General features: G+C 37.9%; 28 protein-coding genes. 15 read left to right on the top strand and 13 right to left on the bottom strand.

Translation table 11 applies throughout. The features are described 5' to 3' along the window. Window positions 1–371: 371 nt before the first annotated feature. From NRL14_RS08470 to NRL14_RS08455, 4 genes are all read right to left on the bottom strand, one after another. Window positions 372–578 carry a hypothetical protein gene (locus NRL14_RS08470; protein WP_007375422.1) on the bottom strand — a complete coding sequence of 69 codons (207 nt, stop codon included), beginning with the start codon at window positions 576–578 and terminating at the stop codon, window positions 372–374. A 29-nt stretch (window positions 579–607) separates the two neighbouring features. Further along, window positions 608–1,057: an N-acetyltransferase gene (locus NRL14_RS08465; RefSeq protein WP_306724440.1), complete on the bottom strand. Its 450-nt coding sequence runs from the start codon at window positions 1,055–1,057 to the stop codon at window positions 608–610. Beyond that, window positions 1,041–1,175: a hypothetical protein gene (locus tag NRL14_RS08460; protein ID WP_264299604.1), complete on the bottom strand. Its 135-nt coding sequence runs from the start codon at window positions 1,173–1,175 to the stop codon at window positions 1,041–1,043. Before NRL14_RS08460 ends, NRL14_RS08465 begins: the two co-directional genes overlap by 17 nt. A 562-nt stretch (window positions 1,176–1,737) precedes the next feature. Beyond that, window positions 1,738–2,685 (bottom strand): LysR family transcriptional regulator, encoded by a 948-nt coding sequence (locus tag NRL14_RS08455; protein WP_306724439.1) that lies wholly within the window; start codon window positions 2,683–2,685, stop codon window positions 1,738–1,740. Between the two features lie 117 nt (window positions 2,686–2,802). Between NRL14_RS08455 and aceK the strand changes: the two genes are divergently transcribed. The 4 genes from aceK to lepB all read left to right on the top strand — a co-directional run bounded on the left by aceK (window position 2,803) and on the right by lepB (window position 6,722). Next, window positions 2,803–4,575: a bifunctional isocitrate dehydrogenase kinase/phosphatase gene (aceK, locus tag NRL14_RS08450; RefSeq protein ID WP_306724438.1), complete on the top strand. Its 1,773-nt coding sequence runs from the start codon at window positions 2,803–2,805 to the stop codon at window positions 4,573–4,575. 64 nt (window positions 4,576–4,639) lie between these two features. After that, complete coding sequence (locus NRL14_RS08445; RefSeq protein WP_306724437.1) at window positions 4,640–5,602, top strand: zinc-binding dehydrogenase; 963 nt, start codon at window positions 4,640–4,642, stop codon at window positions 5,600–5,602. Window positions 5,603–5,664: 62 nt separating this feature from the next. After that, complete coding sequence (locus NRL14_RS08440; protein WP_002963210.1) at window positions 5,665–5,919, top strand: DUF2999 family protein; 255 nt, start codon at window positions 5,665–5,667, stop codon at window positions 5,917–5,919. A gap of 152 nt (window positions 5,920–6,071) precedes the next feature. Beyond that, a complete protein-coding gene (gene lepB, locus NRL14_RS08435) occupies window positions 6,072–6,722 on the top strand; it encodes a signal peptidase I (RefSeq protein ID WP_306724436.1) in 651 nt (216 codons plus the stop codon). Window positions 6,723–6,758: 36 nt separating this feature from the next. Here lepB and NRL14_RS08430 read toward each other — a convergent pair whose 3' ends face one another. Then, window positions 6,759–7,406 carry a bifunctional 4-hydroxy-2-oxoglutarate aldolase/2-dehydro-3-deoxy-phosphogluconate aldolase gene (locus NRL14_RS08430; RefSeq protein ID WP_096792946.1) on the bottom strand — a complete coding sequence of 216 codons (648 nt, stop codon included), beginning with the start codon at window positions 7,404–7,406 and terminating at the stop codon, window positions 6,759–6,761. A 128-nt stretch (window positions 7,407–7,534) separates the two neighbouring features. Further along, entirely contained in the window at window positions 7,535–9,556 is a 2,022-nt protein-coding gene (metG, locus tag NRL14_RS08425; protein ID WP_024597613.1) for a methionine--tRNA ligase, read from the bottom strand. A gap of 187 nt (window positions 9,557–9,743) precedes the next feature. On the opposite strand from metG, the gene apbC reads away from it, so the two are divergent. Then, window positions 9,744–10,820, top strand: coding sequence for an iron-sulfur cluster carrier protein ApbC (apbC, locus tag NRL14_RS08420; protein ID WP_306724435.1), 1,077 nt, complete (start codon window positions 9,744–9,746; stop codon window positions 10,818–10,820). Between the two features lie 6 nt (window positions 10,821–10,826). Further along, window positions 10,827–11,411 carry a dCTP deaminase gene (gene dcd, locus NRL14_RS08415; RefSeq protein WP_007375413.1) on the top strand — a complete coding sequence of 195 codons (585 nt, stop codon included), beginning with the start codon at window positions 10,827–10,829 and terminating at the stop codon, window positions 11,409–11,411. Window positions 11,412–11,427: 16 nt separating this feature from the next. On the opposite strand, the gene NRL14_RS08410 is transcribed toward dcd, so the two are convergent. Together NRL14_RS08410 and NRL14_RS08405 are read right to left on the bottom strand one after the other, a co-directional pair. After that, window positions 11,428–12,213 (bottom strand): CLCA_X family protein, encoded by a 786-nt coding sequence (locus tag NRL14_RS08410; RefSeq protein WP_306724463.1) that lies wholly within the window; start codon window positions 12,211–12,213, stop codon window positions 11,428–11,430. 24 nt (window positions 12,214–12,237) lie between these two features. Next, window positions 12,238–12,834: a tRNA-uridine aminocarboxypropyltransferase gene (locus NRL14_RS08405; RefSeq protein ID WP_306724434.1), complete on the bottom strand. Its 597-nt coding sequence runs from the start codon at window positions 12,832–12,834 to the stop codon at window positions 12,238–12,240. A 154-nt stretch (window positions 12,835–12,988) separates the two neighbouring features. On the opposite strand from NRL14_RS08405, the gene NRL14_RS08400 reads away from it, so the two are divergent. After that, window positions 12,989–13,120 carry a hypothetical protein gene (locus tag NRL14_RS08400; protein ID WP_008138386.1) on the top strand — a complete coding sequence of 44 codons (132 nt, stop codon included), beginning with the start codon at window positions 12,989–12,991 and terminating at the stop codon, window positions 13,118–13,120. A 279-nt stretch (window positions 13,121–13,399) separates the two neighbouring features. Here the strand turns inward: NRL14_RS08400 and NRL14_RS08395 are convergent, their stop codons facing one another. Further along, window positions 13,400–14,332: a LysR family transcriptional regulator gene (locus NRL14_RS08395; protein ID WP_306724433.1), complete on the bottom strand. Its 933-nt coding sequence runs from the start codon at window positions 14,330–14,332 to the stop codon at window positions 13,400–13,402. Window positions 14,333–14,432: 100 nt separating this feature from the next. Between NRL14_RS08395 and NRL14_RS08390 the strand changes: the two genes are divergently transcribed. From NRL14_RS08390 to NRL14_RS08370, 5 genes are all read left to right on the top strand, one after another. Next, on the top strand, window positions 14,433–15,647 hold the full coding sequence (locus NRL14_RS08390; RefSeq protein ID WP_306724432.1) for an argininosuccinate synthase-related protein: 1,215 nt from the start codon (window positions 14,433–14,435) through the stop codon (window positions 15,645–15,647). 9 nt (window positions 15,648–15,656) lie between these two features. Beyond that, window positions 15,657–16,415: a 2OG-Fe dioxygenase family protein gene (locus NRL14_RS08385; protein ID WP_149606063.1), complete on the top strand. Its 759-nt coding sequence runs from the start codon at window positions 15,657–15,659 to the stop codon at window positions 16,413–16,415. Beyond that, window positions 16,399–17,307, top strand: a complete 909-nt coding sequence (locus NRL14_RS08380; protein WP_149606064.1) for a DMT family transporter — start codon at window positions 16,399–16,401, stop codon at window positions 17,305–17,307. The genes NRL14_RS08385 and NRL14_RS08380 overlap by 17 nt, the downstream gene beginning before the upstream one ends. A gap of 459 nt (window positions 17,308–17,766) precedes the next feature. After that, window positions 17,767–18,111, top strand: a complete 345-nt coding sequence (locus tag NRL14_RS08375; protein WP_008134104.1) for an Hpt domain-containing protein — start codon at window positions 17,767–17,769, stop codon at window positions 18,109–18,111. Between the two features lie 367 nt (window positions 18,112–18,478). Next, complete coding sequence (locus NRL14_RS08370) at window positions 18,479–19,696, top strand: pyridoxal phosphate-dependent aminotransferase (RefSeq protein WP_007375409.1); 1,218 nt, start codon at window positions 18,479–18,481, stop codon at window positions 19,694–19,696. A 66-nt stretch (window positions 19,697–19,762) separates the two neighbouring features. On the opposite strand, the gene NRL14_RS08365 is transcribed toward NRL14_RS08370, so the two are convergent. From NRL14_RS08365 to NRL14_RS08350, 4 genes are all read right to left on the bottom strand, one after another. Further along, entirely contained in the window at window positions 19,763–20,230 is a 468-nt protein-coding gene (locus tag NRL14_RS08365) for a glycine zipper 2TM domain-containing protein (RefSeq protein WP_007375408.1), read from the bottom strand. A 178-nt stretch (window positions 20,231–20,408) separates the two neighbouring features. Further along, window positions 20,409–21,029: a penicillin-binding protein activator LpoB gene (gene lpoB / locus NRL14_RS08360; RefSeq protein ID WP_007375407.1), complete on the bottom strand. Its 621-nt coding sequence runs from the start codon at window positions 21,027–21,029 to the stop codon at window positions 20,409–20,411. Between the two features lie 11 nt (window positions 21,030–21,040). Continuing rightward, window positions 21,041–21,466 (bottom strand): YcfL family protein, encoded by a 426-nt coding sequence (locus NRL14_RS08355; RefSeq protein WP_007375406.1) that lies wholly within the window; start codon window positions 21,464–21,466, stop codon window positions 21,041–21,043. An 8-nt stretch (window positions 21,467–21,474) separates the two neighbouring features. Then, the gene (locus NRL14_RS08350) at window positions 21,475–22,839 is read right to left on the bottom strand and encodes a COG3014 family protein (RefSeq protein WP_306724431.1); all 1,365 of its coding nucleotides are present in this window, start codon (window positions 22,837–22,839) and stop codon (window positions 21,475–21,477) included. 224 nt (window positions 22,840–23,063) lie between these two features. Here NRL14_RS08350 and NRL14_RS08345 point away from each other — a divergent pair, with 224 nt between their 5' ends. The 3 genes from NRL14_RS08345 (at window position 23,064) to NRL14_RS08335 (ending at window position 25,298) form a co-directional block, all read left to right on the top strand. Further along, window positions 23,064–23,522, top strand: coding sequence for a hypothetical protein (locus tag NRL14_RS08345; RefSeq protein WP_306724430.1), 459 nt, complete (start codon window positions 23,064–23,066; stop codon window positions 23,520–23,522). Between the two features lie 175 nt (window positions 23,523–23,697). Next, entirely contained in the window at window positions 23,698–24,528 is an 831-nt protein-coding gene (locus NRL14_RS08340; RefSeq protein WP_007375403.1) for a DUF692 domain-containing protein, read from the top strand. Next, window positions 24,525–25,298, top strand: a complete 774-nt coding sequence (locus NRL14_RS08335) for a DNA-binding domain-containing protein (RefSeq protein WP_306724429.1) — start codon at window positions 24,525–24,527, stop codon at window positions 25,296–25,298. The genes NRL14_RS08340 and NRL14_RS08335 overlap by 4 nt, the downstream gene beginning before the upstream one ends. Window positions 25,299–25,314 lie beyond the last annotated feature (16 nt).

Below are 25,314 nucleotides of genomic sequence, written 5' to 3'. Positions count from 1 at the left end.
GCTAAGTGTATTATTAATGAAATTATTGTTTTCAATAACTGATATTGATTTCATCAATAGTAAGTTTTAAAACTAAATAAAAAATAGAAAACATACCTAAATTATACTAATTAATTTGGTGCAGAGTGGTAAAAACGTGCACAAAACTGGAACAAGGGGAGTCATTGAGGAATAAAGATGGATTCTTAGTTAATTGTTTTTATTGAATTTTAATTTTATTATGAAGTTGGTACTAAGCTTGCTAATCATACACTGTAGGTAGACTCCTATATCGACGATTTCCAAAAGCGCCATGGTATTTTCCCAAAGTTGAATACCACGGCGCTTTTTATTTTTCGCGTGTATTTTATTTAGTCGTAACAATAGTAATGCTAAATTTTAATAAAGTAAGGAATAGCAACCAAAATAGCGCCTACAATCAACAGCATGCTCACACTGCTCATAAAATACGGAAATACCAATAGCGATAAACCAATACAAAGTGGCACTACGGCTTTTTTTCTTCGCCCGTAAGTAAGGTAGCCAATACCAATGCCGCCAAACAAAACACTCCACGCAATTATTGATGCACTATCCATTTGTAAATTACCTATTGTGAAATACTGATTTAAATTACGACCGACATAGCCAGCTTCTCAATACCATGTGAAGGAGTCCATCTTTTAAATTCCACGAAGCCATGCTTTTTATATAAATTTATTGCAGGAGTATTAGCAACCGCAGTCTCCACTATTGCATGAGATAAATCACCCATTGCTAAAACATAACTTATTAGCTTACTTGCGATACCTTTTTTAAAATGATTAGGATCAACGGTTAAACTAAAAATATCTAAACACTCGTTGTTTGTATCTACTTCAATAACGGCTGCTAAACATTCATTTTCGCTGTAGCCATAAAAAGTTGTTTCTGACTTTTTTATACCTTTAATATTACGCGCTAAAGGAGGAAAGTTATGCGCGCCGATCAGTTTAGCCTCCATAGCATAGGATTTTTGAAAGACAGCAAAAATTTTATTTGCAGTATCGTTATTCTTATTATTAAGTTTGTTTATCATTGTCTTCTTTTTTAGAAAATAAAGTATGAATACCATATGCCGTAATAAAACCTCCGGCACCAATTGTGAAAAAAAGAAATAAATAAAACTTTTTCGGGTTATTTTCTAAAGATGCCACTGCCGGCTCATTGTATCTCTTATGAATGACACCACTTTCGTAATTAAAATAGCTGCGTAAAAGAATAAACAAACCTAAAACAATACACAGGAGCGCTTTACTTATTTTCTTAGTGTTATTTTCAGCTATTACTATTTGTTGCGCAGATTTCGGCTCGTTACGATTTGGTTTAGCTAATTCATCTTTAAGTCGTTTGTAGTTTTCGGGATATTTATGCGCATCAATACTTTCAAGTGCTTCGTTTAATTCACTAAGTGAATAAGTAGAGTAATCAATATTTATAAGAATGCGTCCTTAAGTTTTTATTATATAGAGTTGGTGTTTGATTAATGACTGTAAGCAGAACTTCAAACGATTTAATCAGAGTCCAGATTATTTAATAATTCTACTGATTAACTGTAGTGTTAACAACTGGGGTCTGTTGATCTCTGCGGATAAAAATTTGTTCAAACTAGGGTCTATTTAAGTACGGCGCGAGATTTGTAACCTTGTGGGTGAAGTAAAAGCCGAGCAACAATGAGTAAATAGCCCCTTAGTAAATGAATAAACAATTCATATTTAATTACCTATCTGCAATTGTTGTAGCAAACGCTAATAACTCACGCCTTAACCATTGGTGCGCTGGCGCATGGTGCAGCAGTGGGCTCCATATCATTTTTACTTCAATAGGCACTATTTGAAATGGTACAGGGCTGATAACTAAATCAGTATGAGAGGTTAATAACTTAGCTTGCCTGCGCGGTAGGGTGGCAATAAGTTGCTCTGATTGGCAAAGCAGGCTTGCAACCATATAGTGGCGAGTAAAAACTCGTATTTTACGGGTTTGTTCTAGTTGCCAAAGTGCTTCGTCTACCCAGCCTAATTTTTGCTTTCCTGATTTATTAGTAACAGCGGCTTCAGGCCCCCAGCCGGCACGATTTACCCAAATATGCTCTTTTTTTAAGTAGTCGTCTAACCCTGATTGTTGTAAAAATGTATTTTTAGGATGCGTTAAACAACAGTAGTTATCTCGCCATACACTGGCTTGATGAAACGAGCGTGGCAGGCCATTAAAGCGATTTATTGCTAAATCTATAGTGCCTTTTTCCATATCTTGTAGGTTTACGTCGCTTGGACTTAATACATCAAAATTAATACCGGGGTTTTTACTAAGCTGCGCCGTTATAAAAGGGGCTATTAGGGTCGACTCTATGTAGTCGTTTGCCATTATTCTAAACGTAACTTCAGCCGTTGTAGGGTTAAATTGCTCACTAGGCTGCGTAATTGCTTCGGCCATTTTTAATAGGGCCTCAACTTCAGGCTTTAATGCAAGTGCCTTTGCCGTTGGCGTCATAGAGCCTGCAGCACGCACAAGTAGCGGGTCGTCAAATAAATCGCGCAAACGTTTTAGCGCATTACTCATAGCCGGTTGCGTAAGCGCGAGTTTATTGGCAGCTTTCGACACACTTTTTTCATCGATGAGTACATTTAAGTAAACGAGAAGGTTAAGATCGACGTTTCTTATATTCATAGAATCAATTCTATTTATATGGTTTATTAATTATCTAAATTAAAGCCTGCTTGCTAAGGTGTAAACAATTAATAAAAAATAACCGCCATAACTGGCATCAATATAAGTGCTGTATTTATGCAAAATAGGCTAACAAATCAATCTAATAATACGCTGCAAAACGTTATTGCCAGCAAGCTTGCACGATCTGTTTTTGCTGGATTTGAGGCGATGTTTTCGCAATTTTTAAATATTACACTGGGTGCACAAAGCCGTTTTGAACAACGACAGTACCATAGTGTGCAAAGTGCTATGCGTGAGCGTTTACAGGTTTACGAGCGCGGGGTAAAAAACGTGAGTGAAGCCGTGAGAGTTATTGCTTATGCTGAGCTTACTTGCCCGCAAACGTGGCAGTTAGCTAAAAATATTTACGGCGATATGGTACAAAATCACGAAAATAAACCTATTGCGCATACTTTTTTTAATTCAACATTTGGTGCAATTTGGGACGATAAAAAAATTCGTACAGTGCATTTGTTTGTATTAAAAGCAAAGTATCGTAGTGAGCCACGCTCTTATGAAAGCTTAGTAAGTAGAGTATCGCTACACAATGGGTTTAATAACGCCGTTAAAACGCTTATCACTAATCAAGTATTTAGAGTGCCATTTAGTCAGTTAGAGCATGATGTAGCCATATTACAAAGTACGTTAATGCAAGGCGCTAAGCAGCAATGCAAACAGGTGTACGAACTTATAAATTTAAACGACGGTTATATTGAATACGCCAACTCATTATTTTTTAGAAACAAAGCCTGTTATTTAATTGGGCGCTGCATTGCTAAAAATGGCGACAATATGCCTTTTGCTATCGCTATTTTAAATACCGATGAGGGACTAAAGCTTGATGCTGTAATGATGGGCGCCGATCAATTAAGTTTATTATTTGGTTTTGCACGCACCTATTTTATGGTTGATACCGATAAGCCCGCTCGTTATGTAGATTACTTAAGTGTCTTAATGCCACATAAACAACGCTTTGAGTTATTTAACGCCATTGGTTTTATAAAGCACGCCAAAACTGAGTTTTATCGACACAAGGTTGATACGACTAAAAATAGCCCAGCCAACTTTAAGTATGTTAAAGCGCCAGGTACGCCGGGTATGGTAATGCTGGTATTTACTATTGAAGGGCTAGATTACGTTTATAAAGTAATTAAAGACAAATTTAGTGCGCCAAAAACAGCCACCAAAGCACAAGTGAAAGAAAAGTATAACTTTGTAAAACAAGCCGATAGGGTTGGGCGTTTGGTAGACACACACGAATTTAGATATTTAGCGTTTGATTTAAGCCGTTTTAGCGACGAGCTGCTTGAGCAGATGAAAAGCCAAATTGGCAGCAGCATAGTTATATCTGGCAAGGCACTCATTTTAAAGCACGTGTATGTTGAGCGTAAAATGACCCCGCTTAATTTATATATTAACCAATGCGATAACAAAACCTTAGAGAGCGTGATGCATGACTACGGTAAAGCAATTAAAGAGTTAGCGGGCGCTAATATATTTCCGGGCGACATGCTAATGAAAAACTTTGGCGTAACGCGATGGGGGCGAGTGGTGTTTTACGACTTTGACGAAATTTGCCCGCTTACCGATTGTAACTTTAGAGACGTGCCACAAACCCAAAATGCACTCGAAGAGCTAAGTAGTAACTCGTATTTTGATATAGCTGAAAACGATATATTTCCGAGCCAATTTAAGGTGTTTTTTAGTGCCAACGATATTGCGTTTAACTATTTTAATAATGAGCACAGTAACTTGTTTTTAGCGACGTTTTGGCAGAGTTGTCAGCAACAAATACATAATGGTTATCTACCCGATGTTTATCCTTACAAACAAAGTTGGCGCTTTTGAGGTTGTTTGAATCTGCGTTCATCCCCATCTATATGTTATTACAGTTTTTAAACTTGGAGTAATAATGAAATATATTTCTCATGAAGATGGCAACCTTGCATTTAGTGAAACCGAAAAGCCGGTTTTAAAGAGCCATGAAGTACTTGGTAAAGTTGCAGCAATAGGTGTAAACCGTGCAGACAGTATGCAGCGCCAAGGTAAATACCCGGCCCCTGCGGGAGATAGCCCGATTTTAGGTTTAGAATGTGCGGGTACAGTTACTGAGCTTGGAAAAAATGTAGATAAAAGCTGGCTAAACAAGCGTATTTTTACGTTGTGCTCAGGTGGTGCTTATAGCGAATATGTAGCAGTTGATGCAAAACAGCTTATGGAATTACCCGATGATGTAACAATGGCAGAGGGCGCCGCAATAAGCGAAGTGTATTTAACGGCATTTGGCGCATTATTTGAGCTTGGTAAATTACAAAAAGGGCAAACAGCGCTTATTCATGCAGGTGCTAGTGGCGTAGGCGGTGCAGCAATTCAAATGGCTAAAAGCGCAGGTGCTACCGTGGTTATTACCGCTGGTACGGATGACAAATGCCAACACGCAAAAGAGCTCGGTGCCGATCATGCAATTAACTATAAAACCACCGACTTTGTAGAATATATGAAAGCAAATGAGTTAACAGCAAATGCAATTGTAGATCCTGTTTCGGGTAGTTACTTAAATAAAAATGCCGCTATTGCAGCCATGGATTGCCAAATTGTAATGCTTGCATTTTTAGATGGACGTTTTGCAGAAGTTGATTTTGCGGCACTTTTACAAAAGCGTATTTCGTTTCATGCCTCAACGCTTAGAAATCGTAGTATTGAGTTTAAACGCCAGGTGCGCGACGACTTTGTAGCACGCTTTTACAATGATATTGCCACTAAAAAGTACGACTTTAACCTGTATAAAACATTGCCTTGGAGCGACGCAAACGAAGCCCATGCTATTTTAGAGCGTAATGAAAACGCAGGAAAAGTGGTTTTACTTGTAGAGTAACTCTTTAATTTTAGGGTTTAGCCCATATACTAAGCCCTATAAAAAATATTTAAGGTTTAATAATGAATCCAATACTAGCAATACTTAAAGAGCACAATGTAAGCGACGAAAAAGTAAAAGCATTGTTTGAAGCGTTTACTCAAAACCCAATGATGGCAATGGCGCTTGTTCAAGAGCTTGGTATTCCGCCAGAAAAGTTACAACAATTAATGGCAGTCGTGATGACTCAACCGCATCTTATTAAAGAAGCGACTGACGAACTTGGTTTAGATTTTGAAAAAGTAAAAGAAGCGAAAGAAAAACTAAATCAACAGTAATTGATAATCTAATTTTTAGATTGATCATATAGCAAGGTAAGCAACTACCTTGCTATACCCGCCGTAAAGCACACACTTTTTGTTACACTCTACATTGAACTGCTCAGCATTTAGTTAGTCATAATAATACTTAATTAACGCAGGGAAATAACATGAAACCGCTTTATAAGTTTTGGAAAAACAACCGCTCTCTTATCGTATTTATTGCACTAATGAGCGTATTTAGAAGCGCTGTAGCCGATTGGTACGAAGTGCCAACAGGCTCAATGAAACCAACAATTCAAGAAGGTGACAGAATACTTACCGATAAAATGGCCTACGATATTCGAGTCCCATTTACGCATATAAAACTACTTAAACTAGCGGACCCAAAAACCGGTGATATTATTGTTTTTGACTCACAAGCTGCCGATAACCGTTTAATTAAACGTGTAATTGGTGTGCCAGGGGATACCGTTGCGCTTGAAAATAATGAGCTTATTATTAATGGTAAAAAACTTAATTATGCTGATCAGCAAAGCAACATAGACTCGCTTGATAAAATCGAAGATTTAAACGGGTTAGCGCATTCGATAAGAGTGGCAAATATTCCTTCACGTTTATCGGGCTTTGACGCAATTACAATTCCTGATGATTATTATTTAGCAATGGGCGATAACCGCGACAATAGCGCTGACTCGCGTGTAATAGGTTTAATTCCGCGTAATGAGTTATTAGGAAAAGCAGAGCGCGTTATAGTGTCTCTTGATTACGATAACTATTACCTACCACGTAAAGATCGCGTATTGAAAAAGCTCAATTAAAAAAGATGATTAATTTTATAGTTAAAATATAACTGCCTATTTAGGCAGTTCACTTATATATTTTTTTACAAGCTTGGTAAGAACACTACGCTCTTGTTCGGTATTTAATACCTTACAAAAATCGCCACTGACTGCAGCGCCACAAGCACCTGCTTCAAACCACTGAGATATATTATCTAAATTTACACCACCAACAGGCATTAATTGTGCTTCTGAAAAAGGACCGGTTAATGCTTTAAAGTAACCGACGCCCATACTGCCGGCAGGAAATACCTTAATAATATCAGCGTTATATTCAATTGCATTTGCTACATCGGTAGGTGTTAGTGCGCCCATTAATACGGGTAACCCGTACTGGTGGGCAAGTTCGACAACCGATTTGTTGGTATTTGGCGTTACGATAAACTGCGCGCCCGCATCAATAGCTTGCTGGGCAAGGGTGGTGTTAATTATTGTGCCAGCACCAATAAGTGCGTTTTTATGCGCTGCGCGAGCTTTTGCTATTTCTTGCTCAAAGCCAGGTGTGTTTGAAGTGATCTCTAATGAGTGTATGCCCGCATTTATTAAACAATCAATTAATGGAGCTACATCGGTTTGTTGTTTTAAGCGCAGTATGGCGACTAATTTGTGTTGCTTTATTTGGCTACTTACTTTTGTTCTGTTGGTATCTAAAATTTGGGTCATAATTTCAATTCACTTTATTTAATGCAAAGGCGTTTGTATAAACGGCTAGGCTTAATATACGACTAAATATTAATTTTGCCCATAAAAAAACCGCTGACATATCAGCGGTTTTTATTGTATGAGTAATATTACATTACGCGCATACCAGGCTCTGAACCGTCATCTGGGTTAAGAATATAAATTTCTTTTCCGCCAGGGCCTGCTGCTAATACCATGCCTTCAGACATACCAAAGCGCATTTTACGAGGTTTAAGGTTAGCAACCATAACGGTTAGCTTACCTTCGATATCCTCAGGTGCATAAGCCGATTTAATACCTGCAAACACTTGGCGAGTTTCGCCGCCTAAATCAAGTGTTAGCTTAAGTAGTTTATCTGCGCCTTCTACGTGCTCTGCTTTAGCAATCTTAGCTACGCGTAAGTCTACTTTTGCAAAATCATCGAACTCAATTTCGTCGCTAATTGGCTCTTTTGCAAGCGGGCTGTTAGGGTCAATTGTTACTTTTGGTGCTAAGCTTTCTTTAGATTCTTCAACCATTTTGTTCACTTTATCCATTTCAACACGTTGCATTAACGGTTTAAATTTATTGATAGGGTGGCTTACTAGTGCATTTTGAACGCCGTCCCATGCAAGGTCGTCATTTAAAAACGCTTGTACGTTATCAGCCATTCCTGGTAACACGGGTTTTAAGTAAGTAATTAAAACGCGGAACAAGTTAAGACCAAGAGAACACACTTCGTGTGCTTCTTGTTGCTTAGTTTCGTCTTTAATTAATACCCAAGGCGCTGCGCCATCAATAAATTGGTTTGCTTTGTCGGCAAGCGCCATTATTTCGCGAATTGCGCGGCTGTAATCGCGGTTCTCGTAGTGTGTTGTAATGCTCGGTGCAGCAGCTTGAAACTCTGCTAAAAGCTCTGGTTGCATAATAGTGTTGCTTAGCTTGCCATCAAACTTTTTAGTAATAAAGCCAGCACAACGGCTCGCTATGTTGACTACTTTACCTACTAGGTCTGAATTTACGCGCTGTGCAAAGTCTTCTAGGTTTAAATCCAGATCAACAATACCGCTACTTAATTTTGCTGCGTAGTAGTAACGTAAGTACTCTGGGTTTAAGTTATCTAAATAAGTACGCGCTTTAATAAACGTACCCTTTGATTTAGACATTTTTTCGCCATTCACAGTTACAAAACCATGAGCGAATACGTTAGTTGGCTTTCTAAAATTAGCGCCTTCTAGCATTGCTGGCCAAAATAAGCTGTGGAAGTAGATAATGTCTTTACCAATAAAGTGATAAAGCTCTGCGTCTGAACCTTCAGCCCAAAACGCATCAAAGTCGAGGCCTTTTTCGTCACATAGGTTTTTAAAGCTCGCCATGTAACCAATAGGTGCATCTAACCAAACGTAAAAATATTTGCCTGGTGCATTTGGAATTTCAAAACCAAAATAAGGTGCATCACGGCTAATATCCCACTGTTGCAGGCCATCGGTAAACCATTCGTCTAGCTTGTTAGCCATTTCTTGTTGAATAGTGCCCGAGTGTAACCACTCCTTTAGCATGCCTTCAAATGCTGGCAGGTCAAAAAAGTAATGCTCAGAATCTTTAAGTACAGGCTCAGCGCCCGACATTACAGAACGCGGATTGATAAGTTCGGTAGGGCTGTATGTAGCACCACACGAATCACAGCTGTCGCCGTTTTGGTTTTCAGACTTACACGTTGGGCAAGTACCTGTTACAAAACGATCGGGTAAGAAAATACCTTTTTCTGGATCGAATAATTGCGAAATAGTGTGCTTTTTAATATGACCGGCATCGTTTAGGCGGTTATAAATAAGTTCGCTTAATTCTTTGTTTTCTTGGCTGTGCGTGCTGTGGTAGTTATCAAATTTGATATTAAAGTCAGCGAAGTCGCGTTGGCGCTCTATGCTCACTTGTTTTACCATTTCTTCAGGCGTGATCCCTTGCTTTTGCGCATTAAGCATAATTGGCGTGCCGTGGGCATCGTCTGCGCAAACATAATAAGCTTCGTGGCCTTGTAGTTTTTGAAAACGTGACCAAATATCAGTTTGAATATATTCCAATAAATGACCTAGGTGAGTAGGGCCATTTGCATAAGGTAATGCGCTGGTAATCAGGATCTTTCGCTGCGTCATAATCATTCCGAATTGAGGATAAAACGCCGTTTTTATTATACAAACGGCAATTATCATTAATTTATCTACAAGCTATCTGCTTAGAGTGCGCACAGCTTATGGATTTTTATTAATTGACTGGTGTTAATGCCCTGAATGTTACATAATTCCGTGGCACTTTTCATCAAAGAAACGCTATTTAATTGCTATGTTTGGACTGTCGAAACTATTCTCTTCTAAATCGGTGCAAAAACAACCGATTATAATTGCCTTAGCGGCATATCGTAGTGCGGCTTTTGCCGTCGGTATTGACGAAAGCTTTATCGATACTATTACTCAAAATGACGATAAATCACTACACATTAAATTAACTCTGCCATTTGCTGGGCAATCAGAAATGCCTTTAGTTGAGCAACACGTAAGTGAAAGCTTAAATGTGCCTGTAACAATTAGCGCCAAGGTTATCATTAAAGAGGTGGCTAAGTTTAAAGCGATTAAACATATTGTACTTATTGCCTCAGGCAAAGGTGGGGTAGGTAAGTCGACTACTGCTGTTAACTTGGCAGGCGCGCTTAAAAATGAAGGCGCAAAGGTGGGTATTTTAGATGCTGACATTTATGGCCCATCTATCCCAATGCTTTTAGGATTAGTGGGCGCAGAGCCCGTCACTAAAGATAACAAACAGCTACAGCCTTTTGATGCAAATGGCATTAAAGCGCAGTCAATTGGCTTTTTAGTTCCAAGCGATGATGCCACGGTATGGCGTGGACCAATGGCGTCAGGCGCGCTGAGCCAGTTACTTAACGAAACCGATTGGGGCGAGCTTGACTACTTAATTGTTGATATGCCACCTGGCACCGGTGATATTCAACTTACAATGAGCCAAAAAGTACCCGCTAGCGGCACAGTTATTGTCACTACGCCGCAAGACTTAGCCCTTGCCGATGCGCAAAAAGGCATTGCTATGTTTAATAAAGTAAACGTACCGGTGCTTGGCTTAATAGAAAATATGAGCCACTACATTTGCAGCCACTGCGGTGAGGCAAATCACGTATTTGGTAAAGACGGTGCACAAAAGTTGGCGCACAAGCATGGCGTGCCTGTACTTAGCCATATTCCACTTGCAATAGATATACGTGAGTATTCTGAGCAAGGTAAACTTATTGCAAACGATAACGACGCAACAATAAGCAAAACATACAGCGCAGCAGCGAGGCTAATAGCCAGCACGCTCTATTATCAACAGCATCACAATGCGATTGAAATTGTGATTACAGAAGATTAATAAATAATGAGACTTTCAGACACACATATTAAAGAATACCTAAGCGATGGCCGCATTGTTATTGAGCCTGCACCAACAAGTGATATGATTTCAGGCGTGACTGCCGATTTACGCTTGGGAAATAAATTTAGAACTTTTAATGCGCATAACGCCGCATATGTTGATTTAAGTGGTCCAAAAGATCAGTTAAATAAGGCCATGGAATCGATCATGAGTGAAGAAATAGTGCTTGATGAAGGTGAAGCATTCTTTTTACACCCAGGTGAACTTGCACTGGCTATTACCCATGAAAAAGTAACGTTGCCAGCAGATATAGTAGGTTGGTTAGATGGACGCTCATCGCTTGCACGTTTAGGTTTAATGGTGCATGTAACCGCGCACCGAATAGACCCAGGCTGGAGCGGTAATATTGTTTTAGAGTTTTACAACTCAGGTAAATTACCACTGGCACTACGCCCACTGATGAAAATTGGTGCTATGAGCTTTGAAATGTTATCGGGTCCGTGTGAAAACCCATACAATATTCGTAAAGATGCAAAATATAAAGATCAAAGCAGCGCAGTAGCAAGTCGTATTAGTGACGATAAATAATCACCAAATATAGGCATTACTCGTCTATTTTATGAAGCGCATAACCCAGTAGTTCAAAATACTGGTTAAGCGCTTCATTTGCTTTATTGATATGCTCACTATTTGGGTATATTAAATTACTACTTTTTAAGCCTCCCACTAAAAAGCTATTTTTTATATATGTGTGGCCTTCAATACAGGCTTCAAAACACCGTGCTGCAAGCTCTTCTGGCATGCTCATATAATTCATATTGTGGGCTTTATCGTGTTCTATACACGCTTGTACAAAATTATTTGCATCAATACCATCTTCATCTAAAAATACATGTTTATAAAAACTGTTCAAAGCATTATTAAGTGGATGCGATAAATTAGGCGTGTTTGAAAGCCACAATTTTGAGGCAAAGCCAAAGCGTGGTTTTGCTGCAAATAAGTGCTCGTTTATATGATGGTCAAACGCATGGAACCATTCGTGAGCAAGTGCACCACCGCCTGCATTTTTTGCAAGAGCAAGTGTTTGAGAGGCTGCGTAATAATGCGCTTGCACACCTTTTTGACCACCATGACCAAACGCAAAATTAAGCTTGCCGCGCAGGCCAATTGCTTTAGGTGGTAAATGCAGTATTTGTGCTAGGTCGGCCAGTGCATCGTAAATTAAGTTGGCGCTAATATAGCGCTCTTCTTTAGTTACCCATTTACCAACGACCATTGACCTAAAGCCGAAGGTATCTCTTATATCGCTAAAGTCGACTTGGTCGTCAAAGCGATAGTCGGGTCCTTGGCGAGTAAAGCCACGTTTTAGTCTGTTAGGGTAGTTACGCATTGCAAGTTTCATATAGTAACGAATTTAATCTAAGTAACGTGCTTTTACGTGCTCGGGCATGTGTTGGGTTTGTTTTTGTATTAATTCATTAAGCGTATTATAAAGTGGTGCGGGATTTAGCTGCTCTATTAAAAACAAACTATGCGCTACAGCCTCAAGTGTGGATAGGCTGTCGGCCCGAGGGGCTTTACGAATAGCATAACGATTTTTAGGTAGCTGTTTAAAACTGACCGTTTTAAATTGATTTAGTAATGTGGTGAGCTGCAAAATTTTGTAGGCTTTTTTCCATGTGCCATCAACCACGATTAAATGGGTAATGTTTTTTACACTGGGTTGCTCAGCGTTATCGTCTAAATTTATAGCGTTTTCGTTAGGGTAGAGTAAAACAGTTGAGCTTATTGGCAGCGTTTTTAGTATGGCAAAGTCATCATTATTTTCGCCTTTGATTATTTGGCAATCAGTTAGGCATAAATTGAGTAGCTTAGCGGTATTTTTTGCTGTTTTTTCTTCGCTTGGGTGCTGTAGAATAATAACCGTAACTTTGTTGTTTATATTTGTAATTGCGTCGCAAATACAGGTATTTAGTGCAAAGTTACAATGAGTACAAAGTGTGCGTGCCATTTAATAAACTTTTTGTTGCCAGTATGATCTTCACAATTATACATTTATAAGGTAATTAAGTTGGTTTTTTTACGCATCGATATAATGTAGCAACGTGGTTCAATGGATTCGACTACTTCAGTTAAGAGATAATCAACTTAACTGGAGATTGATAATGACAAAACGCAAAAAGTATTTCAAAGAATTTAAAGTTGATGCTATCGCACTAGTTGTTGAACAAATCTACTTTGGTATGGCCGTTAAAGCTATGAAACTTGAAATAAGTGACAGAATTAATAATCAGTAGAAATAACTATCTTTGAATGTTGTAACAGTAATTCAAAATGCTACGTTTATTTTTAAAAACAAGACATTGAGAATACAGGTAGACAAAAAAGTAACGTAACCGTTGCTAAACTCGGTAAGTATAATATCGCATAGCTCACTAGATAGTATTTTGACAGTCATTCATATCTAGGTTTGACGCATAAAGCGCAATAGGTTTCTCGGACACATGTACGCGCGAAAAATAGGCTGTTAAGTAAGATTATTTATTAAGTTTAAGCAGCTGATAATACAGAATTGACTATTCAATATTATTTGGTGATTCAACGTTGAAATAATCCTGCATATATTTAACAAAAACTTTAATCTGATTAGGTATATATTTTGATTGGGCATATTGAGCAAGTATTTCGCCCTGATAACTGCCACTTACATGCCAATCAGGTAACAATTCCACAGCTTCATTAGACTCAATATCTCGCAATATTACAAAATCAGGAAACACCGAAATTCCTGTCCCATTCAATACCGCTGCACGTCTTATTTCACTATGATTAACAACAAATGAACCACTAACATTGACTACGACTTTTTGAGTGATATTAGTGAATTTCCATACTTGATCTATCGGGTTTTCCCCAAGGCATAAGCAGTTATGTTGAGCTAAATCGTCTGGATGAATCGGTTTACCAAATTTTTCCACATAACCTGTACTCGCACATAATATAAGCCTGCATTCGCCAATACGTTTTGCAATAAGGCCCTCAATAGGCTTATTAGTGAGGTGAATGAGTACATCAACTTCATCGCCAATAGGATCAATCATAATGTCGGTGACTTTTAATTGAAATGTAACGTTAGGGTACTTTTGAATAAAATCGAGAATCATAGGCATCAAAACCTGCTTAGAAAGAGCTTTGGGTGCAGCGACTATCAATGAACCAGCAACATTATTTTGATCAGATTGAGCTGCCGATACAGCCATTTTTTCAGACTCTAACATATCACGACAAAGCATAAAAACTTCCTGTCCAGTTGAGGTTAATCTCATATTCCTTGTCGTTCTTTCTAAAAGCTTTTCATTCAAGAAGCCTTCTAAGCGTGAAACAGCACGACTGATTGATGATGGGGATACACCAATATTTTGAGCTGCACTTGAGAAACTACCTAATTCTACAACTTTTACGAATATTGCCATCTCATATAAAAATGGTAGTAATTTATTTGTGTTCACAGCGCAATTATCCTTTTCATTTCAGACTGTTGTTTCACTTAAGGTACTTATAGATAATTCACAGGTCAACAATTTCGGATAATTTAACTAGGAAATAGAAGTGAGAAAGATCATAAGTATTAATGATGTACGTGTATTAGCCGACAACACAAGTCACATTTTAACCTTATTTAGTGGTGGACTAGATAGCTCTTATATTCTTGAGGAATTAAAAAATAGCAAAGCAAAAGTAACTGCATTAGCTATTGATTTAGGAGATGGTGTAGATGAATCAAGTTTAAAAAAGATAACTAATCACTTTGGGGTTGATTTAGTAGTGATTGATGCAAGGAAAGAATTTGTTGAACATAGTTTAGTATCTGCTATTCACTCACAAGCATACTACCTTGGCGACTATCCAGTAAGCTCATCACTATCTAGACCTATTATTGTCAAAAAAGCAGTTGAATTAGCTAATAAACTGAATTGTGATGCGGTAATCCATACCGCAAATCAATCACAAAATAGCTTGCGCCGTTTGAATGGTGCACTAGAAACTAGTGATTTTAAGGGCTATTACGGATCACCTTACGAGTTTTCAGCGATTACAAGAGAGGAAAAAACGGCTGTATTGGCAAAATCTGGACTACTCAGCTTCCAAAACCGAAATGTTAGTGGCGACTCTAATCTCTGGTGCAGAGAATTTGAATCGGGTATTTTAGACGATCCAGAAAACTTTACGATGCCTGAAAACCTATATACATGGTCCTTATGGAATCCAGATAACCACTTACCTGATGACAAATTAAAGATTACCTTCCACAAGGGATATCCAGTAAGCATCAATGATCAGGCGATTAACTTTATGGATATGATTAACTTTCTAAATATCCACGCAGGTTCATATGAAATTGGTAGATATGTTGGCTTCGATCACCTAGATGATGATGAAAAAGTATTAGAAATTCGTGAAGCACCTGCTGCTTCTGTATTAATGAATGCTTATAAGTTATTAGAAACAGCTATCCTTCCTACTGACGTATTAAAAACTAAATCCACGCACAATGAAATATGGACACAAGAAGCTGTTGAGGGGCGCTGGGAAAGTATGTTACAAAAAGCATCTTACGCATTTACTTCTTATACAGCTGAGTATATCTCGGGCTCAATAACATTCAAACTTTCTCGAGGTCAAGCGCTAGCTAATCGAATTGTTGCTCAGGCTCCAATGTATTTACGTGACAGAGATAACTGGGAAGTTAATATCACCAAAAAACGCAGTATTAGTGAAATTAGCACTCCAAAATTAAAAACCGTCATTGATCAAGTCGCGTAAGGAAATAATATGAACGGTATAACAGCGTACAACAGTATAGTTACAAAGCTTTCTGAACAACTTAATCAAAAAAAATATGTATTAGCAACGGCTAAAAGTGTAAATAAAGTACTGAACATAGATAGTAATGATGTTGCTCTATTCAAAGAGTGTTGGAACGAATTAAAACGCGATACTTATATGGCTGATGGTGGAAAATATCGTTATCGCCGCTATGGGGAACTTGCAAAAGAATCAAATAGCGAGGGTTTCGCAATTTTACCACATGCTCCATATACGCAGCCATCCTACATTAATTCTCTTAACGGAGATATTGAACGTCACTTCTATCCATTAACAGATGAATTCACTTCTTCGCCCGTATTAACGAAAGTACTTAGCTTATTGAGCAGTGTTTATGATTCTGCTGAAGGAAAAAAACAAGACTGGAGTATACGCCTACACCCTTATCGAATTAAAACAACTGAAGCAGAGCTGGGTCACCCTGCGCCAGAAGGGTTACATCGAGATGGGGTTACATATATTGCATCGATGATGGTTTGTAAGAATAACATTATTGGTGGTTCTACGTTACTCACTAACAATTATAAAGAGGCGCTTACAAGTGTAACTTTAAATGAAACACTTGACATCATCATGGCAGATGATGAAAAAACTATGCATCAAGTCTCCCCAATAAAACCAGCTACACGGTATAAAGAAGCATATAGAGATGTGCTTGTTATTGCCTTTACTCGAAAGGAGAAGTCTAATGGACTTAATAGCTAATACTTATAAAAAAGCGCGTTATAAATTTCCAATTACTGAGTTAATGCTATTGATGGTAGCCCTTTTTTGGGGAACTAGTTACGGCTTAACTAAAAGTGTACTAATTTACACTAGCGTATTACTTTTTATTGCACTTCGTTTTTCTTTAACTTTTCTTTGTATGTTGCCAATGGTTATCTCGGATTTCCGTAAAGGTTTGAATAACGACTGGAAAATTGCAATCCCTACGGGGTGTATTCTATCAGCCATCTTTTATTGTGAAGTATTTGGAGTCTTACACACAACAGCGTCAAATGCAGCTTTTCTAATTAGCTTATCTATCGTATTAACTGCACTTGCAGAGCCCATTATCAATAAAAAAAGGATATCAAAAGCTTTAATCCTCCTCACTGTCACAAGTGTATTAGGGATCTTCTTTTTAACTAGTAGTGAAGAGTTTGAATTGGTGTTAAATAAAGGCGATTACTTTATTCTATTGGCTGCGTTGTTAAGAGCATTAATGGTGACGACAACAAAGCGATCAACTGAAAATAAAAAGATAACAACGCGTTCTCTTACTGCTATCCAGTCATTCATCGTAGCAATCAGTTCCCTAATCGCATTAGCACTCTTTTCAACTGAGGCAGAGTTATCTATCCCAACTGTAATTGAATTCTGGCTGATAATGTCATACCTAATTATATTTTGTACATTATTTGCATTTTATATACAAAACTATGCAGTGCGCCGAACATCACCAACAAGAGTATCTTTATTAATGGGAAGCGAGCCATTATTTGGAGCCATTTTTGCCATAATTTGGCTAAATGAATCATTAACATTATTACAAATATTTGGCGGTAGTTTAATTTTTGTTAGTGTAGTAATTACATCGCTGCAAAAAACACAGTAGCCTAAAAACACTCCACTAATCATGTAAATAATTGAGTACCTTAAAAATGTTGTGGCTTAAGTAATACTGGCTACAACTTTATAATTTTCTATTTCGCTATGGAGGCGAAAGCGTGGTGGTTTATTATAAAGGAAATAGGCACATAAAAGTTATACTGTAATTTTCTTAGATTACAATGTAATGTTTACGTGTCTGTTTAAGATATTCATGGCCCATAATATGAAGTAGCTTTTAAAGATAAGAGTTAATATTAATGTGCTAGATTTAGAACCTGGTTAGAGAAAAACATTAGTGTTCACATAGGGACTCTTTAACCTAGAAAATGAGATGTAATTAAGTGGTAAAACGAATATAATTATCTGATTAAACTCCAAGATTCAAACTAAAAGTGTAACATCATAACTGTTCTTATAAAACAATGGCTTAATAACTGTTACATGTAACGAGGTTTAGATAAAAATGACAGAGATAAATATTGATACATCGGCATTAGAGAGTATGGAATCGTTATTGGGTGAGCAGTTTGCTGACACGCTTGATTTTTGTTGCGCAGAGTTTGAACGTTTAGGCTCTGAAGTTTTAGCAACTATTGGTAAAGACAGAGAAGCGGCTATTCGTCACTCTCACAGTTTAAAATCGAACGCGGCGCAGTTTGGCGCTTCAAGCCTTGCTGAAGTATCGCGTGTTATTGAGCAAAATTTAAACCTAGATAACTTAGCTGAAGCTATCGACGCATCTAATAGCTTAATGGCTCAAGTAACAGGCTCTCAAGCTAAGCTAAATGAATGGTTAGCATCTCGCTAATTATTGAAACTGAAACGTGAATTTATTTCAGTATTAAGTAATCAAATACACTGGCATTTTACGCCTTTACTAGGTTAGTCTAAAGGCTCACTAGGGCGTGTTGATCTTTCGGGATTGAATTTGCAACGAGTGTCTGGTTTTTAGGTTAGGCAGAGCCTATGCAGTGTGGTTTTTCCACATAAATAGGCGATAACAGCACATAAAAACCAAACACGCATTGCCCAGAGGGTTCTTCCTAGGGGCTATTTTCTCTTTGTTACTCAATTTTTACTTAGCCCATTAGGTTACAAATCTCGCGCCGCGATTAAATCGCCCCTAGGTTGAACAAATTTAATCCATAAAGTCAATACGCCCTAAAGAGGTAAAAATGTCTGATATTAAAAAGAGTCACAAATTAGAAGGTGTATGTTATGACATTCGTGGGCCGGTTTTAGCACAAGCTAAAAAAATGGAAGACGAAGGTCAAAAAGTATTAAAATTGAATATAGGTAATCCGGCTGCTTTTGGTTTTGATATGCCAGAAGATATGCACCGCGATATTATCCGCAACTTATATTCAGCCCAAGGTTATTGTGACTCTAAAGGCCTCTATTCAGCCCGCGTGGCTATTTATCAGCACTACCAACAACGTGGATTACATAATTTAGATGTAGATAGCATCTATATTGGTAATGGCGTAAGCGAACTTATTCAGATGATCACCCAAGCGCTATTAAATAATGGCGATGAAGTGCTTATTCCAGCTCCAGATTATCCACTTTGGACTGCTTCTGTCACGTTATCGGGTGGTAATCCGGTGCATTATTTATGTGATGAAGAGCAAGATTGGTTTCCGGACATTGCAGATATAAAAAGCAAAATAACATCTAAAACTAAAGCGCTGGTATTAATCAATCCTAATAATCCGACAGGTGCGGTTTACAGTGACGATTTGCTAATGCAATTAATTGATATAGCGCGTGAACATAAACTACTGTTATTGAGCGATGAAATTTACGAAAAGATTTTATACGATGATATAACGCATACTTCAATCGGCTCACTTTGTGATGATGTACCAATCATTACTTTTAACGGTTTAGCTAAGACCTACCGTGCAGCGGGGCTGAGAATGGGGTGGATGGTGTTAAGCGGTCGTACCTCAGTTATGGATGATTTACGCAAAGGTCTAGAAATACTGTCATCTATGCGTTTGTGCGCTAATGTACCTGCGCAATATGCAATTCAACAAGCGTTGGGCGGGGTGCAATCAATTGATAATTTAATTAACCCTGGTGGTCGCTTATACGAGCAGCGCGATATAGCATGGCGCGGGTTAAACGCTATTGAAGGCATTAGTTGTAAAAAACCAAAAGGCGCACTCTATGCGTTTGCCAAAGTAGATACAGCACTTTTTAACATTAAAGATGATGAAAAGATGATGTACGATTTGCTAAAAGCCGAAAAGATATTACTTGTGCATGGCAGGGCGTTTAATTGGCCCGAGCCGGATCATTTTAGGTTGGTATTTTTACCAAGCAAAGATGATTTATCCGATGCGATGTTAAAAATGAAGCGCTTTTTTAAAGACTATCGCCAAGTATAGTTATTTAAAAAATAAAAAAACGAGCCAAATTTGGCTCGTTTTTTACTTTAGTCATGAATATATTAGCTAATACGCTTTATCTACACGTACCGTGTTGTCGTTCAAGTACACTAATCTTACATTATCGCCTTTGCTAAAGCGCATTGATTGGTCTTGATCTTGAACAACCATAAACTGATCGCCGTTTTCAACTTGTATTAATAACTCTACAAAATGATTTTGCTGATAATGACTTTGCTGCTGCCTATTATGCGCAACACTGCCGCCAATTACCGAGCCTAATATTGTTGCTACTGTGCGGCCGCTGCCGCCACCAAACTGGTTGCCTACAACACCGCCGAGTAATGCACCGCCGAAGGTTTTCCAGCCGTTGTTTTTGTCTTGAATGATTTCTTGTTCGGTAATATTGCGTACCGATTTTACGTCACCAAATAAAACTTGCTGCACAGGGACTGCTTTATTGCGCTCGTATTTAGCAAACGTAGGCGCACTTATTGTAAGTAAAGCGCACATCATTACAGTAATTGCTTTCATAACTTGCTCCTTTTATACCAACCTGCATAAATCTTTGATTAATTTAACGAATTAAATTGCGCTATAACGTCTTTAAAAATTTTTTATTTAGAACCACTAGATACAAAAATTTTTGCCTAGTACTAGCGTAATTTTCTTAACGTTAAATAGACCCCATATATAAGCCGATTGGTATTAGCTACCAGCCAAAGGTTGATTTTTCTTTCGTTTTACGAATTTCAGTTTCGTCTGCCCATTCAACTAGGCCGCTTTCCATATCCATTAGACGCATCGTAAATTTATAGTATACGTCTGACTTATCAGCATTTGATTTAACGATACTTGATAAATTTCCGTATAACATATATTGCGCGCCAATTTGTTTACCAAATGCAACTGCTGTAGCAGGGTTAACAAGGGCATCTTCGTTTTGAAAAGTTAATTGCTCACGTACTGACTCAACACGAGTCATATCTACAAAACGGAACTTACCGCTGCGTAGCATTTGTGTTGAGATTGAATCGGTGATTGATTCAGTATCAATGTGTTCACTGGTTTTGTTTTTAATACGCTCAACAAATACTACAGGGCGTTTATTAGCGGTCATTGTGCCAACAACGGGTGAGCTGAGTAATGAATCGGTCATTTGGCTCGCTACTTTTTGTAAGTCAGTAGAGCCAAAATTAATATCGGTTGTCTCTACTGCTTGTGCATCGCCATAACTTACTACGGCTTTATTAGCACAGCCACTTAATACTAAAGCGCTCAAGCCAACTAAAGCGTAAGTTGATGCTGTTTTAAATTTGTTACTGATGATCATGGTTGTTTCCTTTAATCTTTAAATTCTTGTGATTCGGTAGACACTTCTCTTACTGCTAAAGAAAAGGTAACTGCATCAGAGCTTGGTGCTAAGCCCGGTAATTGTGTTTTTGCAAAACCAAATAAGGTGAGTGCTTGCCAAGGTGAGTGGTTGCCTTTAATAACAAAGCCGTCTTTATCAAACCAATTAAATTGATACTGTAAATACTGTGATTTTTTATACTGACTCGAAAGTGTCACTACCACATCGGTTAACTGGTTTGTTTGACGGGTCTTTATGTCAGTTATAGTCAGCTTTTTACTTAAAGCTGGGTTATCAACACGTAATTGCTCATTAAACTGGCTTTTATTTTGTTCAACAGAAATACCGGATGTAATCGGTTTACTTGAACATGCACTTAGCATTAGTACTGCTAATAATGGCGCTATGTATTTCATGATGGCTCCTAAAGTTGAACTACGTGGTAATTAAAGTAGTTATTGATAGAGGTTAAGTAAATTAACGTTAACCCTTGCTTACTAATGGTGAAATTTATAGGCGCTTGTGTGCCTATGTGCAGAGAATGCTCACCTGTATTTAGGTTTTGCCTTGCAACACTTATTTGATTTGGAAGCGTAAGCCAACTGCGTGTATCAGCTTGCTCAGATGCCAAATTATAAATATTGGCAATTATGTTACCTACATCACCGGCGCTGCGAGTAAACTCTGCACGCACTTTTTCTTTTGCCACTAACCTAAGTACTTGACGGGCTACTTTTGCAGGTATTTGATCTTCTAATGTTTTGGCTGCAAGTGCTTCAATGTGTACCAGTGGACTAAGCGTTAAGCTTTGTGCATCAATGTTTATGGTGTTAAGACGGCGCACATAGGCGTTATCTTTATATACCGGCATTGCTAGGCTATAAAAGCGTGCATCGCCACGTGATGAATAAATTGGTAAGCGCAGTTTAAATTCATCTTGTTTTGGTACTAAGCCTTGTTCAAATAAAACAATCACTTCGCCTTGTGATGAAGAAATAGTTGGCGCATCACTAAAACGTTTTTTGAATTCACTTAAGTCTTGCGCAAACCCTTGTTTTTTAGCAAGGCGTATTACGTCCTGTTGTAAATAAATATTGTTAGGTTGTATAGCGAGTGCTTTTTTATAATCAATATAAGCATCGTCGTATTGTTTAGCACTTTGGTAAAGCAAAGCAGATAAGTAAAACGTGTAGGCATTTTGATAGCCATTTTTTACATCTCTGGTTACATTGTTCATACTCGGGTAGTGCTGTTGCGCTTCTTTTATTGTTGAGTCTACTTCAGTTTGATTTTCTGCAAGTGCATCAACTTGTACTTTATTAGCTCTACGAATTTCTACTAAAGCGCCTTCAATATCATTTTTATATACATAGTTAAGTGCTTTATAGCTATGAAGCATGCTCATTTCGTAAGCAGGTGGAACATAGGTAATGGCTGAGTCGTTAGTAAATAACGCATTACTTTGTTCAAGCCCTGCACTTACCTGTATTTTGGCGGCTTCACGTTTTTTTTGCATTTGCGTATACACATTCTCGAATTTGCTTTGTGCATCATTTGCTGTATTCGCTAAGTCGTTTAAACGAGCTTGCTCGAGTTGGTTGAGTAAGTAGCTGCTGTGCAGGGTGCTATTATTAGCAATAAGGGATTGCGCTTCTTCGATATTATTTTTCTCGATCGCATTTCTTATTGGTGTCATTTGCGTGGCATAGTCATTAAATAGGTCACTAAAACCTATTGTGCTACACCCACTTAAAATAAAACAAAAGCTTAAAGTTATACTTAGGCGCACTGCGCACTCCTCTTAATTTACCTGCATACATTAACATATTATTTTTAGCTAAATGTGTGAAATATTGTAAAAAATCGTAGAGTAAAATTGCCTGCTAATCTAAAAATATAAGATCACACTGGTGAACAAAACGTGAATTCTATTAATTTTTATCAACTACACTGAAATAGTAATTTAGCTTTTACGGTCTAGCTATTTGTTATATCACTCAGAGGAAATAAAAAATGAAAAAGTTCACAGGTGCAGCAATGGCTGTAATGGTTGCAGGTTTAGTTGGTTGTAATGCTACAGAGGCAGAAACATCACCATCAAGTTCTGTTGCAAATAATGGCGCAACAACTGATCTAGTTCATTGTTACGATGCAAATGTGTGTGGCGGTCATAACGATTGTAAAACAGCTGAAAATGCATGTGCTGGTCAAGCATCATGTAAAGGTACTGGTTTTGTAGCTATGCCTGCAAAAGCGTGTGCTGACGTTGGCGGTAAAGTAAAAGATAAATGGGTTGGCAGTGTAGCTAAAGCTGATTTAGTACATTGTAATGATGTAAATGTATGTGGCGGTCATAACGATTGTAAAACAGCTAATAACGCGTGCGCTGGACATGCATCGTGTAAAGGGACTGGTTTTGTATCAATGCCAGCAAAAGCATGTGGTGACATTGGTGGTTCTGTAAGTAGCTAATACCAATTTTATTAAAAATATGATCTTTTTATCGCATTAAATAGCACACTTATTGCGTTATTTTCTTAGCGCTATAATAGATCACTAATTTAATGCAATTGGTATAAAAATTTATCGAACGCATAAAATAAGCCTGAACGATGTATTTTATTATTCAGGCTTATTAAGGAAGTTTATGACAAATCGTTTTTTAGGTTTTGGTTTAGGACTAAGAGCCCCTCATTTTGAGCAAATTATTGCAGAGAAACCAGCTGTAGATTGGTTTGAAATTATTTCAGAAAACTATTTTGTAGCCGGTGGAAAACCTTGGCATTATTTAAATAAAATCAGATCTGATTACCCCATTGTGATGCATGGTGTATCAATGTCGATTGGTAGCACAGACGCAATCAACAAAGACTATTTAAATCAGTTAAAAAACACCATTGCAAGAGTAGAGCCGCAGTGGGTGTCTGATCATTTATGCTTCACTCAAGTTGGCGGCATAAATAGCCACGATTTACTGCCAATGCCTTACACCAATGAGGCGCTTGAACATTTAGCTAATAAAATATCGCAAGTTCAGGACTACCTAGGCCGAGAGATGATTTTTGAAAATGTGTCGAGTTATTTAACATACAACGCTTCACAAATGAGTGAGTGGGAATTTTTAGCGCAATTACATAAGCAAACTGGCTGTAAGTTTTTAATGGATGTAAACAATGTTTATGTAAGTGCACGTAATCACGACTTTAACGCAATGGATTATTTATCGGCTATTCCGAGTACTGCTATTGCGCAAATTCACTTAGCAGGACATCAAGACTTTGGTACGCATATTATAGATACTCATGATGAAGATGTCCCAGATGCGGTATGGGACTTATATGCTCAGTATGCAAAAACATTAGGTCCTGTAAGTACTATGATTGAACGCGATGATAATATTGGCTCCCTTGATGATTTAATAACTGAGCTTGAGCATGCTAAAACGCTAGTGAAACCGTTTTGGGATATTAGAGCATGAGCGATTTAGCGAAGCTGCAACAACAGTTTATGGATTTACTGCAAGGTGAAAGTTCGGATATTAGCGAGCAAATTGCGCAGCAAGGGCAGTTAAATACACAACAGCGACTCTCTATTTATCAAAACGCTTATAAAATTCGTTTAAGAGCTGTTGTAGAACAAGATCACGAACAGTTGGGCATTTACTTAGGTGATGATTTATTTGAGATGATGGTTGATGGTTATTTAGCTTTATATCCTTCAACTCATACGTCACTACGAATTTTTGCAGATAAATTACCTGATTACTTAGCCACCAATACTCCTTTTAACGATTACCCCATACTTGCAGATATAGCCAAATTTGAACGACTATTGCTAAGCGCGTTTGATGCAAGCGATAAAACATTACTCAATGTATCAGAGCTTGAAAGTATTGAACCACAGCAATGGCCAAATTTACTATTAAAATTACATCCAAGTGTACAGTTAGTCGCGTTTAATACGTTGGCGGTTGAAAGTTGGCAGGCAATAAAAGAAAAGCAAACACCGCCAGAACCAATAGCCTCAGAACCTCGTTTTTGGGTTATTGCACGTGATATTGACAGGCGTACACAATATTTAAGCGTTGATGCACAAGAGCATCGCTTACTGAATCTATTAAAACAAAACACACCCTTTGCACAGTTATGCCAATCCTGTTTAAATGAGCTCCCTGGTGAGCAAATCGCTGGGTTTTTAATTACTAAAATTAATCAGTGGCTTGAATGTGGTTGGTTAATTAACGAGTAAGTTTAAACAACAATGT

Origin of the sequence: Pseudoalteromonas sp. 20-92, from assembly GCF_030847595.1 — a bacterium.
Lineage (GTDB): Bacteria > Pseudomonadota > Gammaproteobacteria > Enterobacterales > Alteromonadaceae > Pseudoalteromonas > Pseudoalteromonas fuliginea.
The sequence above is the reverse complement of the archived record's forward strand: the minus strand, read 5'-3'. Positions and strand labels throughout refer to the sequence as shown.

Bases quoted from the DNA above. Each gene is read 5' to 3' on its own strand.
- NRL14_RS08470 (WP_007375422.1), bottom strand. From the start codon at position 578: ATGGATAGTGCATCAATAATTGCGTGGAGTGTTTTGTTTGGCGGCATT.
- NRL14_RS08465 (WP_306724440.1), bottom strand. From the start codon at position 1,057: ATGATAAACAAACTTAATAATAAGAATAACGATACTGCAAATAAAATT.
- NRL14_RS08455 (WP_306724439.1), bottom strand. From the start codon at position 2,685: ATGAATATAAGAAACGTCGATCTTAACCTTCTCGTTTACTTAAATGTA.
- aceK (WP_306724438.1), top strand. From the start codon at position 2,803: ATGCAAAATAGGCTAACAAATCAATCTAATAATACGCTGCAAAACGTT.
- NRL14_RS08445 (WP_306724437.1), top strand. From the start codon at position 4,640: ATGAAATATATTTCTCATGAAGATGGCAACCTTGCATTTAGTGAAACC.
- NRL14_RS08440 (WP_002963210.1), top strand. From the start codon at position 5,665: ATGAATCCAATACTAGCAATACTTAAAGAGCACAATGTAAGCGACGAA.
- lepB (WP_306724436.1), top strand. From the start codon at position 6,072: ATGAAACCGCTTTATAAGTTTTGGAAAAACAACCGCTCTCTTATCGTA.
- NRL14_RS08430 (WP_096792946.1), bottom strand. From the start codon at position 7,406: ATGACCCAAATTTTAGATACCAACAGAACAAAAGTAAGTAGCCAAATA.
- metG (WP_024597613.1), bottom strand. From the start codon at position 9,556: ATGACGCAGCGAAAGATCCTGATTACCAGCGCATTACCTTATGCAAAT.
- apbC (WP_306724435.1), top strand. From the start codon at position 9,744: ATGTTTGGACTGTCGAAACTATTCTCTTCTAAATCGGTGCAAAAACAA.
- dcd (WP_007375413.1), top strand. From the start codon at position 10,827: ATGAGACTTTCAGACACACATATTAAAGAATACCTAAGCGATGGCCGC.
- NRL14_RS08410 (WP_306724463.1), bottom strand. From the start codon at position 12,213: ATGCGTAACTACCCTAACAGACTAAAACGTGGCTTTACTCGCCAAGGA.
- NRL14_RS08405 (WP_306724434.1), bottom strand. From the start codon at position 12,834: ATGGCACGCACACTTTGTACTCATTGTAACTTTGCACTAAATACCTGT.
- NRL14_RS08400 (WP_008138386.1), top strand. From the start codon at position 12,989: ATGACAAAACGCAAAAAGTATTTCAAAGAATTTAAAGTTGATGCTATC.
- NRL14_RS08385 (WP_149606063.1), top strand. From the start codon at position 15,657: ATGAACGGTATAACAGCGTACAACAGTATAGTTACAAAGCTTTCTGAA.
- NRL14_RS08380 (WP_149606064.1), top strand. From the start codon at position 16,399: ATGGACTTAATAGCTAATACTTATAAAAAAGCGCGTTATAAATTTCCA.
- NRL14_RS08375 (WP_008134104.1), top strand. From the start codon at position 17,767: ATGACAGAGATAAATATTGATACATCGGCATTAGAGAGTATGGAATCG.
- NRL14_RS08370 (WP_007375409.1), top strand. From the start codon at position 18,479: ATGTCTGATATTAAAAAGAGTCACAAATTAGAAGGTGTATGTTATGAC.
- NRL14_RS08365 (WP_007375408.1), bottom strand. From the start codon at position 20,230: ATGAAAGCAATTACTGTAATGATGTGCGCTTTACTTACAATAAGTGCG.
- lpoB (WP_007375407.1), bottom strand. From the start codon at position 21,029: ATGATCATCAGTAACAAATTTAAAACAGCATCAACTTACGCTTTAGTT.
- NRL14_RS08355 (WP_007375406.1), bottom strand. From the start codon at position 21,466: ATGAAATACATAGCGCCATTATTAGCAGTACTAATGCTAAGTGCATGT.
- NRL14_RS08345 (WP_306724430.1), top strand. From the start codon at position 23,064: ATGAAAAAGTTCACAGGTGCAGCAATGGCTGTAATGGTTGCAGGTTTA.
- NRL14_RS08340 (WP_007375403.1), top strand. From the start codon at position 23,698: ATGACAAATCGTTTTTTAGGTTTTGGTTTAGGACTAAGAGCCCCTCAT.
- NRL14_RS08335 (WP_306724429.1), top strand. From the start codon at position 24,525: ATGAGCGATTTAGCGAAGCTGCAACAACAGTTTATGGATTTACTGCAA.